13 protein-coding genes are annotated in these 12,921 nt (G+C 43.4%); 5 read left to right on the forward strand and 8 right to left on the reverse strand.

Going from position 1 to position 12,921, the window contains the following annotated elements; genetic code table 11:
* Nucleotides 1-61: 61 nt before the first annotated feature.
* Entirely contained in the window at nt 62-1,483 is a 1,422-nt protein-coding gene (locus ACTHRG_RS14215) for a Na+/H+ antiporter NhaC family protein (protein WP_440231409.1), read from the forward strand.
* Nucleotides 1,484-1,975: 492 nt separating this feature from the next.
* On the opposite strand, the gene ACTHRG_RS14220 is transcribed toward ACTHRG_RS14215, so the two are convergent.
* A complete protein-coding gene (locus ACTHRG_RS14220) occupies nt 1,976-3,880 on the reverse strand; it encodes an endonuclease MutS2 (RefSeq protein ID WP_440231410.1) in 1,905 nt (634 codons plus the stop codon).
* A gap of 433 nt (nt 3,881-4,313) precedes the next feature.
* Nucleotides 4,314-4,487 carry a hypothetical protein gene (locus ACTHRG_RS14225; protein WP_286148802.1) on the reverse strand — a complete coding sequence of 58 codons (174 nt, stop codon included), beginning with the start codon at nt 4,485-4,487 and terminating at the stop codon, nt 4,314-4,316.
* A 278-nt stretch (nt 4,488-4,765) separates the two neighbouring features.
* Between ACTHRG_RS14225 and ACTHRG_RS14230 the strand changes: the two genes are divergently transcribed.
* Nucleotides 4,766-4,957, forward strand: a complete 192-nt coding sequence (locus ACTHRG_RS14230; RefSeq protein ID WP_440231411.1) for a hypothetical protein — start codon at nt 4,766-4,768, stop codon at nt 4,955-4,957.
* 39 nt (nt 4,958-4,996) lie between these two features.
* On the opposite strand, the gene ACTHRG_RS14235 is transcribed toward ACTHRG_RS14230, so the two are convergent.
* Nucleotides 4,997-5,692, reverse strand: a complete 696-nt coding sequence (locus ACTHRG_RS14235) for a copper homeostasis protein CutC (protein ID WP_440231412.1) — start codon at nt 5,690-5,692, stop codon at nt 4,997-4,999.
* A 28-nt stretch (nt 5,693-5,720) separates the two neighbouring features.
* Entirely contained in the window at nt 5,721-5,960 is a 240-nt protein-coding gene (locus ACTHRG_RS14240) for a hypothetical protein (protein ID WP_159345670.1), read from the reverse strand.
* 119 nt (nt 5,961-6,079) lie between these two features.
* Between ACTHRG_RS14240 and ACTHRG_RS14245 the strand changes: the two genes are divergently transcribed.
* Nucleotides 6,080-6,238 (forward strand): hypothetical protein, encoded by a 159-nt coding sequence (locus tag ACTHRG_RS14245; protein ID WP_175609118.1) that lies wholly within the window; start codon nt 6,080-6,082, stop codon nt 6,236-6,238.
* A gap of 284 nt (nt 6,239-6,522) precedes the next feature.
* Here ACTHRG_RS14245 and ACTHRG_RS14250 read toward each other — a convergent pair whose 3' ends face one another.
* The gene (locus tag ACTHRG_RS14250) at nt 6,523-7,239 is read right to left on the reverse strand and encodes a YwaF family protein (protein WP_440231413.1); all 717 of its coding nucleotides are present in this window, start codon (nt 7,237-7,239) and stop codon (nt 6,523-6,525) included.
* A gap of 173 nt (nt 7,240-7,412) precedes the next feature.
* Nucleotides 7,413-8,255, reverse strand: coding sequence for an STAS domain-containing protein (locus ACTHRG_RS14255; protein WP_440231414.1), 843 nt, complete (start codon nt 8,253-8,255; stop codon nt 7,413-7,415).
* 278 nt (nt 8,256-8,533) lie between these two features.
* Between ACTHRG_RS14255 and ACTHRG_RS14260 the strand changes: the two genes are divergently transcribed.
* Nucleotides 8,534-9,271, forward strand: coding sequence for a YqcI/YcgG family protein (locus tag ACTHRG_RS14260; RefSeq protein WP_076259802.1), 738 nt, complete (start codon nt 8,534-8,536; stop codon nt 9,269-9,271).
* Between the two features lie 25 nt (nt 9,272-9,296).
* Here ACTHRG_RS14260 and ACTHRG_RS14265 read toward each other — a convergent pair whose 3' ends face one another.
* Together ACTHRG_RS14265 and ACTHRG_RS14270 are read right to left on the reverse strand one after the other, a co-directional pair.
* Nucleotides 9,297-9,986, reverse strand: coding sequence for a YetF domain-containing protein (locus tag ACTHRG_RS14265; RefSeq protein ID WP_076259626.1), 690 nt, complete (start codon nt 9,984-9,986; stop codon nt 9,297-9,299).
* 73 nt (nt 9,987-10,059) lie between these two features.
* Nucleotides 10,060-10,611, reverse strand: a complete 552-nt coding sequence (locus ACTHRG_RS14270; RefSeq protein ID WP_076259624.1) for an isochorismatase family protein — start codon at nt 10,609-10,611, stop codon at nt 10,060-10,062.
* A gap of 146 nt (nt 10,612-10,757) precedes the next feature.
* Between ACTHRG_RS14270 and ACTHRG_RS14275 the strand changes: the two genes are divergently transcribed.
* Nucleotides 10,758-12,884 carry an MMPL family transporter gene (locus ACTHRG_RS14275; protein WP_440231415.1) on the forward strand — a complete coding sequence of 709 codons (2,127 nt, stop codon included), beginning with the start codon at nt 10,758-10,760 and terminating at the stop codon, nt 12,882-12,884.
* Nucleotides 12,885-12,921 lie beyond the last annotated feature (37 nt).

Consider the following 12,921-nt stretch of genomic DNA (forward strand, 5'->3'; position numbering starts at 1 on the left):
TTTACAGCCCTCCCCTGGAAATACTAAACAGGTAACGGCATTTTCATTGGAGGTCACAAACTTGAACAGCACCTGGCTATCGATCATACCATTTATAATCGTAATCGGAATGTCCATCTGGTTAAAGAATATCCTGCCGGGATTGGTGGCGGGCATCCTTGTTGGCTCCATACTAGTGTCTGCGGACCTGCTGGCGGGCACGGAACAGTCGGTCACTTATATTGTGACGACGCTTTCCGATGAAACGAATATCAAGATAGTCGGATTTTTATATTTGTTCGGCGGGCTTGTGGGAATGATGAATATTGCGGGCGGCATTAAGGGTTTTTCCGAATGGGCCGGCAGACGGATCCGCTCTGAACGCGGTCTTCTTGTGTTCATCTGGATCACTCTCCCGTTCACCTTCATGATGCCGATGTTTCGAATCATGATGATCGGGCCCATTATCAAATCCTTGATTAAAAAAATGAACCTGTCCAAGCAGAAAGTCGGCATGACTCTTGATATTTCAACCGAATCCGTGATTGTACTGCTTCCGGTTGCGACTGCTTTTGTGGGCTTCATGGTATCCCTTGTTGAAGGCGGCATCAGCGGGCTGGATCTGGATATGTCCGCATATGAGATCTTTTTATTAAGTATTCTGTTTAATTTTTACGCAATCATTATGCTGCTGATTGGGATTGTGCAGACGTTTTGGCGCCGGAAAAAGACTGGAGAGCAAAAAGCTGAAGCCCATACCGATTTGGAGGAAAAAGAGCATGAATTCCACCGGATGGGAATTAAGAAGGAATTATCGCTTGTCAAAGCCCAGCCATGGCATTTGATTTTCCCTGTAGTTTTATTGCTCGCCTTTTCTCTGTTACTCTTATGGCAGGATGGAATGTCGCAGGGTGCAAATACGATATTCGAAGCATTTTCCATGGCCGACGCTACATTTGTAATGCTGCTGGCTGTCTTTATCACCCTCGTCTTAACCTTTATTTTCTACATACTCAGACGGGAAAAAATGAACGAAATTCTTTATCATTTTTACGATGGAGGCAATCAGATGATGGAGGCGATCAGCCTCCTCATCCTGATTTGGGCCCTGACACTGGCGGCGGAGGATCTTGGTTTTTCAGATTTTATCGGGAGCTCACTCGGAAGCTTTCTGCCAGCTTATCTGACACCGGCTGCTATCTTTGTGCTAGGGTCTGTGGTCGGCTACTTTATTGGAAGCTCATGGGGAACCTGGGGTCTGTTCATGCCGCTCGGAATTACTCTCGCGGTTTCGACCGGCGCCTCCATCCCGCTTACCGTTGGAGCCGTGTTCGCAAGCGGGGCATTCGGTGCGCTGACGTCACCGCTTGGTGATACAACCATTACCACTGCTTCTATTCTGGATATGGACCTCGTGGACTATGCCCGATATAAATTGAAGGTTTCAGCTATTGGGGCTGTGCTTGCAGCTGCATTATTTATTGCGGCAGGGTTGTTGATTTAATAGACAGTCTGATCCTTTGCTTAAAACTTAAGTAATCCAACTTGGCGCTTATTTGAATTGGTGAGATAGGGAGCCACTTCTGACTCAAAAAGCCGGATACCGTGGTTCTGTGTCTGAACCCGGGCCAACTTCTGACACAAAAAGCTGGAAACCAACAATCTGTGTCCGAACCTGAGCCAACTTCTGACTCAAAAAGCTGGAAACCAACAATCTGTGTCCGAACCTGAGCCAACTTCTGACTCAAAAAGCTGGAAACCGCGGTTCTGTGTCCGAACCCAAGCCAACTTCGGACTCAAAAAACCGGATACCGCGGTTCTGTGTCTGAACCCGAGCCAACTTCGGACTCAAAAAGCAGAAAAACATGGTTCTGTGTCTGAACCCGAGACTACTTCTGACACAAATAGTTGAAAACCCTGGATCTGAGTCCGAACCCGAGGCTACCTCTGATTAAACACTAAAAAGGCGATCCTCCACCCGGAGAATCGCCAAATTCTATTCCTGCTTCCTATTCCGAATCTCCTTTTCAACCTTTCGCAGCGCCTTTTTCGACCCTCTCTCCAGGTCATGCTGCAGCTTCCGTTCATGGTAACTGGTAAATAAGGTATTCCTGTCATACCCTTCCGGATATAGCTCGCTTGCTTTAATGTCCAATTCAATCCGCTTGCTGTTGACTTCCACTATTTCATTTTTATAAAACAGCTTGATGTTATTGAATTTATCTATGGGCTCATACACAATGGCATAATCATCCTGGCTAATCACTTTTACCCGGTCACCAATTTCATATTGAATCACATCCTCGGTATGCTCCACTTCAATCAATGGCTTCCTTACCTTGTTCTCTCTTACTGCTTCCAGATTATAATCCTTATTTTCAATATACAATTGCGCGCGCTGCAGGACATGTTCGCGGATATTCATTTTTCTGGAAATCCAAAGCGCATTGCTCTCTCCTGATTCACCTATTAAAAGCTTATACATCGGTCTCAATTCCGCACTGTCGAATAACATGGCAGCGTTCATAAAATCATCATGCATTTCAGAATACCGTTTAATCTCACCGTAATGAGTAGTGGCAACCGTGATGCATCCCATATGATAAAACTCTTCCAGAATCGCAATGGCCAATGCAGCCCCTTCATTCGGCTCTGTTCCGCTGCCAATCTCATCGAATAAAAGCAGCGTATTATTAGTGGAAGCACTCATGATCTCGGAAATATTTTTCATATGAGAAGAAAACGTGCTTAGGGCGTTCTCGATGCTCTGATTATCACCAATATCAACAAAGACATTGTCAAAGATGGCGATTTCACTTCCCGGCTTCGCCATAATATGAAACCCGGACATGACAGCCAGTGTAAGGATTCCGATAGTCTTTAGGACGACGGTTTTCCCGCCCGCATTGGGGCCTGTTATGACTAAGCTTCTATAGTCCTTCCCGATTTCAAAATTCAGCGGGACAACATTTCCTTCCAATAAAGGATGTTTGCTTCCTACTAATTTGATATACCCATGATTATTAATCGCCGGTTCAATACCGTCTGTACTTTTGCTGTACTTCGCTTTCGCAAAAATCATGTCGTACTGGCTGATGCATTCAATATTGATGCGGATCTCATGAATGGATTCAAGAATCGCTCCTGAAAGTGTGGCCAGTATTTGATATTCCTCCACTGACTCCTCCGATTTCAGCATGGCCAATTCCACATTAAGCTTTGAAACGGCATCAGGCTCCATAAAAACAGTCGACCCTTTTGAAGATGTTTCAACCACTGTTCCGGCTACCTGATTTTTAAAAGATGCTTTTATCGGAATCGTAAAACGGTCATCCTTTTTACTGATATAAAATTCTTGAATATATTCCTTATTAGAACTGCTCCGCAAGAACTTATTCAATCGTTCTTCAATTTTCTCTTCGGTTTTGGCAATATGGTTTCTGATCCGTTTCAGCTCTTTGCTGGCACCCGAATCAACCATGTTTCCTTTGATTGCATACAAGATCTCTTCTTCGATATTTCTAAATTCTGTCATAGATAACGCATACGTGTAGAGAACTGGCGCAAAGAATTCTTTATCTGCCATAAACTTTTTGATTTTCCTGCATCCTCTTAGAAAATCGGATACAGCGTTTAACTCTGAAGGAGTTAATATGATCCCTTTTTCCACTTTTTCAATAATGCCTGTGATATTGGAAATGCCGGTTAATGGCAGATGCTTTTCGGCGTCCAGCAGCCTTCTCGCCTCGCTTGTTTCGTTTAAGCGGTTGCGGACGGCTTTTATACTCGAGCTCGGCTCCATCTTATCGATTAGCGCTTTCCCTAAACTGCTGACGCAATGCTGTTTTACTTTATTTTTCAATTCGTGGTATTGCAATTTATCAAAGGTCATTCCATTCATTCTCTCTGCCTCATTCCAAATAAAATAGCCCGCAAAAGCCTTCCCCACCCCAATGTGAATTGGGCAGAAAGCTTCCGCGGGCGTTCTACTTTTCGAACAGGCATAAACAAACTAAACCCTAAAAAAGAGACATAGTGTCTAAATCTGCACGAATATATAGAAATGGAAGCAGTCTGATAGCAGGTATTCAAACATGTCATGTTTGAAAAAAGGCATTCTTAATAAACTGGCAATAACCAGAAAATTAGCACCTAATTCAACTAAACAATTAGTTGACACCTGCAATCGACATACTTCACCACACCTTTTAATAATATGAAATTAATGTAGCACGGAACTGCCGGTTCAGTCAATCTTCATTCTGAAAATTTGAATTAATGGCAAAAGAAAAGCACACCTTTACTGCAAAAGGTGCACTTTCTTATGTTATTCCTTACTCTGTTTCCTCTTCAGTTTCATCTTCGCTGTCTTCTTCAGTGCCTTCTTCTGTTCCGGTATCTTCAGTTTCTTCTGTGTTCGTCTCGTCAGTGTCCTCTTCATTGCTGCAGCCTGTCGCCACACCTGTAATCATTAAAGCTGCCATCAATGCTAAAATCCATTTTTTCATTTTCATTTCCTCCTTGGCTGCTATATTTCTTACAGTAGTTATCATAGAAAAAATTGAACTGAAAAAGAAGAGTAAAATCCATTTTTTTACATGCCTTAACCTTCTTTTAAGAAAGTTTATGAAAATAATACATAGCTTTTTCAAATAGCGGGACTTACAGCCCTTCACAAATCGGCAAGTTGGCACTCGGTTTTCTTAAATAAAGGATTTTGTTGTCTATCTGTTTAACTATAAATACTGGATTGAATTTGGCAGTGTCATAAGGGGAGAAATAGACAATGAACATTGGATTGGGATTAATACTTGCACCCATCTCATTAATTTTAATGATAATGGGGACCATCTCACTTAAAAAGAGGGATAGACTGATTGGCAAAGGATTGTTATTAGTGGGAGTCATCATTTTATTTGGTAGTTTTATATTGCTGGCTTGTTTTTATGACCCGTATGCAAATCACATTCGTTCATAATAGAACGCAAAAAAGCATCATACAAATTGATGCTTTTTTCTAAAACGCTCTGCTGCCGATAATCTTCTTTAACGCCTGCACTCTCTCAGGATTAATGGCATTCTCATAGCTGGATTGGAAACGTACACCAGAACCAAAGTGAACTTCAGTTACAGGCACTTTTTCTATAAACGCTTTAATATTTTCAGCTGATAGACCGGCCCCAGCCATAATTTTTAAATGGCTATCTGCCGTAAGCTCATGCAGACGCTTCAGTCTTTCTGCTGCATCTGCAGCACTTCTTTGGCCGCCGGATGTAAGGATTCTCGAAATCTGCGGATACTCCTTGATCACTTCCAGAGCCGCAAATTGGTCATCCGTCTCATCAAATGCCCTGTGGAAGGTAATATCCAGTCCATCTGCGGCTTGAATTAGCCGATTCAAATGTTCATTATGTACTTTGCGATCAGGTGTGAGGACGCCAAATACTGCACCTGCTGCTCCTAGCTTCTTGCAGACCTTAATATCCTGAATCATGATTTCTATGTCCACTTCCGAATAGCAAAACCCGCGGCTGTGCGGGCGGATCATCACATTTACTGGGATCTTTAGTTCTTTGCACACTCTTTCAATAACTCCATAACTCGGGGTAAGGCCGCCTTCTGCCAGCCCGGTTACCAGTTCAATTCTGCCTGCCCCGGCCTGCTCTGCAATCCGCGCATCACTGAGGGTGTCGGCAATCACTTCTATTATCATTTTCCGCATTACTCCTTCTTACAAATACTTAACTGAACTTTTCTACTATTAGATTAAAGAATACAATAGCAAATATCAAGGTTATCAGGATCATAAGGACCAGCGAGAGGACTTTCGTATATTTTTTGGCTCCTTCCGAAATCTCGGGCTCCTCCTTATACATCCCCCGCCTCCCCCATAAGAGGCTTTCTTCTGGATCAAAATAACTCCAAAGCAATACTCCGTACACAGGAATAAATAAGAAAAAAATCACAATGAAAGCTGCCATTTTCTCATCTCCTTTACTGTATTACGTTTCAGTTTTCATAAGGTTTCGTGTTTCCAATTTGTTTATTTCAAAGTAATTCGGATACATTAATTACATATATCAAAAGGGAGGCTAAATAGATGAGCGAAAATACCCCAAAGGATGTAAACCGCATTCAGGAGGAAGCACAAAAACAGGACCGCGAAGCGAAGAAAGCCCAGGAAGTTGTGGATGATGCCATTTCCAAAATGACTCCGCAGCGGCAGTACGAAAAAGAAAAGGAACAGAATAAGCGATAAAGTGAAACTTCAATCAGTGGGGGTTTTCCTTATCCCCCACTGATTGTTAGTTGAGGCCCACAGGACAAGGAAGGCAACGGCAATGATACATCGCACGACCGAAAGCGGCAGCTTTTGGGAGGACGTGGCGTTCTTAGTCTTCGTCCTTCTTTCGGGCCTTTACGGGCAGTTTGACCACCGCTTATTCTCCTTTGATTCCTCTGAGTCTTGAGTGGGGGGCTTACTGCCCGTTAGACTGCGATAAAAAAAGCCGTAATCCTGCTCGCCAAGCAGGATTACGGCTTTCAATTGTCCCGGACTCTTTTCTGTTCGGCTCTCTGCAAATATTGCATAGGTAAATAAGTTATAAAAAAGACAACTAACGCAGCTGCTTCAAGCGTTGCATAATACCAGACACCATTCCCGAAAAATGAGAGCAGGGTTTTGGTTTCTGTCGGGCTCGCCAAATAGAAGTAATTGGTCCCCAGCAGCAGATTTAAAAAGAAGACTGGCACCGCAATTATGTTAAGCGTTAAAAAGCCGGTCAGCACTGCTTTCTTCGGCACCCTGTATCCTTCAAACAAAATAAAATATAGTACGGCTAATGGAATGGCTGAATGATGAAGAAAGTATTTGATGTAGCGGTAATGAGGAAATTGGTAAACCATATCAGGTGTCACCATGCTTAAAATGGGAGGAATTGTACCAACAAAATACAGCAGCCAAAAAGCCTTTTGATTAGGCTTTAAAAATAGGAAAAGTGCAATGAATGTGCTCAGGGAACATAACTGGAGCGGCAGATTTGACACATCCCACTGATCGGTCAGGACCAGCCATACATGATAGGTCACTTCACAGGCAAGCAACGTAAAAAACAGCGTCCATTTAATGATTTTCTGATATGCTCTAAGCGCCTGTCTGTAATAAACCAGCCACCAGGCTGTAAAAAAGAAAAGAAACAACGTAACCAGATGCATAAGCGAAAAAATTTCAAAACCCTGCATTCCCGTTACCGAAAACATGATGTCATCACCCCTCAATATTCATTGAAGTGCTGTTTGATTCATTGTATTCACGGCTGGGAAAATTAACACGGTTCATATGCGGAAAAATTGAATGGATGCCCATGGCAGAAAGGGATTAAAACAAAAAACAGCAGAGTAAATTCAATCTGAATTCCTCTGCTGTTTCAATTTTACCCATGAAGTTCTTCAAATGCCTGATACACATTGGCTCTTACCTTAATGCCATTCAGATTAATGCCGAGCGCAACAATCGTCTGTGCCACTTCCGGGCGGATACCTGTAATAATGGTTTTAACGCCGACAAGCGATAAGGCTTCAATTACTTTAAACAGCTGATCTGCGACCATGGTATCGACAATCATTACACCGGAAAGGTCTAAAATTAAATGAGACAGCTTAAGGTGTGCAGATTGTTTTAACGTTTCTTCCATTAACAGCCGGGCTCTCCCTGTATCAATATTCCCAATTAAAGGCAGTATGCCCACCCCTTTTGAGAGTGGAACAACCGGGACAGATAACTCAAGGAAAGCCTGCTTTGCATTCTCGAGAGTTACCTGATGGAATTTGACATAAGCCATGCTGAAACAATGAATGGAATGATCCAGCAGGGGGTCTATCAAATAGACTACCTTTATAACCTCTGATGCTGTCATTTTATGCTCCATCATCGTTTCTTCAAGTTCATTCCAGATATATTTCCGGTAATATCCCGCATCCTTTAAAGCTTCATCCAAAGGGATTCCGAGCTTATAAAAATACTCTCCTGTCTCCTTGCACCATTTTTCAATCTTCTCCATTGCTTCATCTTTGTTCTCATGATTCAGCAATGCTACACCGAACAATTCAATAAACTCAGCACGAATCTGAACAATGTGCGATTCCATCTTGTCAGCCTGAAGTCTCTCTGTTTCAGTCATCTCGACCCCGCTCATTCGATCCTTATGCAGCTTTTTCGCTAATATATCCTTCTCTTTTAAAATCTTTTCCCCTAAAAGAAGCATCTGATTATTCATTTTCTCCCCCTATAGCACCTGGATTTAATCTTAACAATGAGAACGCTTCATCTTATACCTAAACATATACCATTACCCGGTTATTTTATTTAATAAACCTTTGAGTAAATATTTTAAGGAATATTTGTGATTACCTGCCCCTTTTTCGATGGAAGTTTTGGCGTAATTCCTCCTGATTAACTGCCGCGTCCCGCCTCTGTCCGCCCATTTTCACCATGGACACTCACCCGCCTTATCCCGCTTTGAATATAGTGTAGGAGTTAGAGGGGGTGACTAAGATCAGCCATTTATATACTGCCAGCTCCTCCAGCCTGCAGAGTTTAGAAGATTGGCAGCTGAATGCCTTAGATAAATTCCGGAAAAAGATGACCGACAGAGAAAAACCCTTCCCCTGCATCCCTGCGACCATCGGGTTTGCCAAAAATCAGCTTCGATTTGGATTTGCAGACGATCCGGGAAACCCGGCCTCCATACAGCAGACAGCATCCATCCTGAAGGAATTCACAAAGCACTCAAGAGATTATGGAAGCTACACGTCACTGATCATTTTTTTTAACCAAAAGGAGCATTTGAGTGTGGAGGAATATGAGCAGCTTTTTTGGGATGGGCTGACGGGGCTGTCTGAGATTGATGAAGTGGAATGGCCAAACGAAATCCCAAAAGACCCGCACGATCCGCTTTGGGAATTCTGCTTTCACAGGGAAAAATATTTTGTGTACTGTGCCACCCCTGCTCATAAAAATCGGCAGAGCCGCCATTTTGATACGATGATGCTGGCCATCACGCCGAGATGGGTTCTGCAGGAGTTCATGAAAAAAGAAACATTAGCGTCCCGCCTTAAAAATCAGATCCGCAAACGGCTCCAACATTACGATGCCATCCCTATCCATCCTGACTTGAACAGTTATGGCGCCGATGACAATTTTGAATGGAAACAATATTTTCTTCGCGATGATGACACCGCGATTTCCAAATGCCCCTTTCAGAGGCTGCTGGGAACTTTCAAGCATAACTAGATGGACAGAATCCGATTTCTGTCCTTTATGTGTCTTTTTGATCAAAATAAAGAGTGCCGTCCTGCTGGACTTGTGCGAAAAATACATCTTCAACAGAGCGGATATCCGCTTTTTTCAGTTCCCCTTCAAGCCAGTTTTCATCTAATTCTAATTTCGTCAGATTTTCTGAATTGACTTTTCCATCCGCAATCACTTCCGTCGGCAAAGAAAAAAGAGCCCTGTTTGGACTGCTTATGTTTAGATCCTTTTTCGTCACAGCCTGTTGACTTGTCTTTTTTAACACAGACAGGTCTCCGTTTGTTTCGAGGATGGCGTAATCAACATCCTTAAAAGAAAAGATATCCTTTTGCCGTAATAGCGCCTGAAGCTCATCCAGATCCACCCTCGCTGTTTTAAGAGCAGATTCCATGATTCTGCCTGCTTTAATGACAATCAAGGGATCCCCTGTTGTAACTGACCGTCCCTGTTTCGACTTAAGGTCGATCATATCCATTACAATGGTGAAAAGCGTCCAAAAAACCAGTGCGATGACTCCATCCTTGATTCGGGTACTGTCATTCACAGCAAGGTTTCCGCCGATTGACCCAATTCCGATGGCGGACGCCCAGTTGAAAAAGGTCATTTGTCCAATTTCCTTCCGACCCATCAGCCTTGCGAGCAAAAAAAGCACTAAAAACGAGATGGTTACACGGAGTATCGTTTCACTAACAGGCATACTTAACACACACACCTTTCAAATTTTAAAAGAGACTTATGCCTCCCTGGAGCAATACAGCCAATCCACAATATTAAGTCAGCATTTTTATCACTTCATCAGCCGTCACGATCACAGCGAACTCCTTGTGCAATGCCGCGAGCTCCAATTCCTGCACGGTCTCCGCAGAATGGACAACCCCCTTATGATCAGTGATGTCAAAAGCGGCAACCGCATCTGATGCCAAATACGTTATAAACCCTAAATTAGCGCTCATTCTCGTTGTGGTTGAGACACAATGCTGTGTGGACAGGCCTGTGATGACAACCGATTTGATCAGCTGCTGCCGTAATTGTATTTCAAGCTCTGTGCCGATGAAAGCACTGTTTACATTCTTTGTAAAAACCTGTTCCCCGTATTTTGGTGCCAGCAGGTCCATAAATTGGATTCCCGCCTCATTTTTATGATAAAGAGGCGATTGCGGGTCAAGCGACAAATGCTTTGAAAAGAAAATGGGCCACTGCCGCTTCCTCCATTCAGTCAGCAGGCGAAACATATTGTTTTCTGCCTGGGGATTGTTCCTCTTCCCCCAGTAAGGGTCATCAAATCCCTTTTGCATGTCCAAAATCAACAGTGCTGTTTTCATCCTTGTCTCTCCTCGTGTTAATATAATTATATTTTCTATATAATTCACTTCTTTCATGCATCGGGCTAATTGTAAACAGAAGTTGAGGTTCAGTTTATTTTCATTTTGTAGAATAGCCATTGAAATTAGTTTTAGGAGGCATTCATGTGAAAAAACTGCTGCATGGGGTAACAGATTGGGTTTCCACCAAACGGGGAATGTGGATTACGATTATCGGCTGGCTTGTGCTGATGATCGGCTTAAGTGCAGGTCCGATGCTTGGAGATTATAAAACAAATAATTTCCAGTCACTTCCTGATGAGGCGAAATCCATTATTGCCCAGAATAAAACAGAAGAATATTTTCCAAACAAACAAGGAACTCCGGGCATATTGGTTTTCCATAATGAAAATGGCGAGGTTCAAATCGAAGAAGCTAAACAGATTCTGGAAGGAATCATGAAAGAAGATATCGATGGAATCAAGACGATTATCGATATCAGCAAGCTTCCGCCGCAAGCACTAGGTTCTTTCATTTCTGAAGACAAGTCCACTTTAATAGTGCCGATGGAGCTAGAACAGGGACTTGGCAATGACCAGTATGCCGAGATTAATGATCATGCCTCAAAAGTCGGCAATAAAATTGCGGAGGATCTCGAAAGCACCTCCTTTTATATCACCGGTCCAGCCGGTATTGCCGGAGATACAGTCAAGCTGTTCGAACAGGCTGACTTTGTTCTCCTGATTGCGACTGTTGTCATCATTCTTGTCCTGCTTATAGCCATTTACCGTTCACCATTGCTTGCCATCATTCCGCTTCTCGCGACGGTGATTGTCTACCAGGTCGTGAACCAGAGTGTTGCATTAATGGGTGCCGGCGGACTTGAGATCAATAACCAGACAACCTCCATCATGAGCATTTTGCTGTTTGCTGCCGTGATTGATTATTCATTATTTGTGTTCTCCCGTTACCGCGAGGAGCTTAACCATTTCGAGAACAAATATGAAGCCATGAAGCATGCAATGCGCGCAACCGGCGAGCCTGTTTTCTTTGCGGGCGGAACGGTTCTGGCTGCTATGCTGGTTCTGTTCTTCGCGGATTTCCGTGATTATCAGAACTTTGCCCCGATTTTTGGAACAGCGATGTTTTTTATCATGCTGGCTTCCGTTACATTGGTTCCAGCTTTATTCACCCTCTTCGGACGCAAGGCATTCTGGCCGAAGGTTCCTGAATACGGTGCTGAAACAGAAGTTAAACATAGTGTCTGGGAACCCATTGCCAAATTCGTTGTGAACAAGCCCGGCCTCTCAGGCGGAATTGTCGGCATTTTCATGCTCATCACAGCGTTTAATATTTTCAATCTTGATTATGAATTCGACACCGTCAAGAAATTCCCTGAGGACCTGCCATCGCGGGTCGGCTATGAAATAGTGGAAGCCAGATATGACAAAGGCGAGCTGGCTCCTTCGACACTTCTCGTTGTCAGTGATCAGCAATTGGCTGAAAACGATACAGCAGCGATAAGTGAAAAGCTGCAGGAATATGAAGAAGTTGCCTCTGTCCGCCTGTCTGCCCTATCAGAAGACGGAAAGGCGGCAAAAATGAGTGTGGCACTATCCATCAATCCCTATTCAAATGAAGCCATATCCTTTATGAAAAATTTGCGTGACGACACACCTGAGCTATTAGAAGAGATCGGTGTGGAAGCTGAGTCCTACTATAGCGGGGTCACACCGAAAATAGTGGACGAACAGGATGTCAACAGCGGTGATATAATGAAAATTGTCCTGCTTGAAACGGTCCTGATCCTTGCGCTGTTATTTGCGCTTACGAAATCCATCAGGATGCCGATCTACATGATGGCAACTATTTTGCTTTCATTTGTCTCGGCTTTAGGGCTTGGGATTTTCCTGGTTGATGTATTATTCGGCTTTGAAGCCATCAGTTCGCGCGTTCCTGTCTATTCATTTATTTTCCTTGTAGCATTGGGGATTGATTACAACATCATCCTGGTTTCGCGTTTTATGGAGGAACGAAAGAAACACCGGGTGAAGGACGCTCTTGAAATTAGCATCCGCAATACCGGCGGTGTTATTTCTTCGGCAGGCCTCATTCTGGCTGCTACCTTTGCTGCCCTTATGACCATGCCAATCGCAGACTTATTCGTCTTTGGCTTCATCGTTGCCATGGGAATATTGATTGATACCTTCCTTGTGAGAGGGATGCTGCTTCCGGCATTGATCTTATTTTTCGAAAAAGATAAGGAAACTTCCCGGGAAAAAATTTCGGAATAGAGTGAGGGTCCCTCCCTATTCCCTTTAAGGAGGCCCT

Origin of the sequence: Cytobacillus sp. SAFR-174 (assembly GCF_051964675.1) — a bacterium.
Classification (GTDB): Bacteria; Bacillota; Bacilli; order Bacillales; family Cytobacillaceae; genus Cytobacillus.

Coding starts and splice junctions, on each gene's coding strand:
- ACTHRG_RS14225 (WP_286148802.1), bottom strand. CDS start 4,487: ATGAAAAAATGGATTTTAGCATTGATGGCAGCTTTAATGATTACAGGT.
- ACTHRG_RS14230 (WP_440231411.1), top strand. CDS start 4,766: ATGAACATTGGATTGGGATTAATACTTGCACCCATCTCATTAATTTTA.
- ACTHRG_RS14220 (WP_440231410.1), bottom strand. CDS start 3,880: ATGAATGGAATGACCTTTGATAAATTGCAATACCACGAATTGAAAAAT.
- ACTHRG_RS14235 (WP_440231412.1), bottom strand. CDS start 5,692: ATGATAATAGAAGTGATTGCCGACACCCTCAGTGATGCGCGGATTGCA.
- ACTHRG_RS14270 (WP_076259624.1), bottom strand. CDS start 10,611: ATGAAAACAGCACTGTTGATTTTGGACATGCAAAAGGGATTTGATGAC.
- ACTHRG_RS14255 (WP_440231414.1), bottom strand. CDS start 8,255: ATGAATAATCAGATGCTTCTTTTAGGGGAAAAGATTTTAAAAGAGAAG.
- ACTHRG_RS14265 (WP_076259626.1), bottom strand. CDS start 9,986: ATGCCTGTTAGTGAAACGATACTCCGTGTAACCATCTCGTTTTTAGTG.
- ACTHRG_RS14250 (WP_440231413.1), bottom strand. CDS start 7,239: ATGTTTTCGGTAACGGGAATGCAGGGTTTTGAAATTTTTTCGCTTATG.
- ACTHRG_RS14245 (WP_175609118.1), top strand. CDS start 6,080: ATGAGCGAAAATACCCCAAAGGATGTAAACCGCATTCAGGAGGAAGCA.
- ACTHRG_RS14240 (WP_159345670.1), bottom strand. CDS start 5,960: ATGGCAGCTTTCATTGTGATTTTTTTCTTATTTATTCCTGTGTACGGA.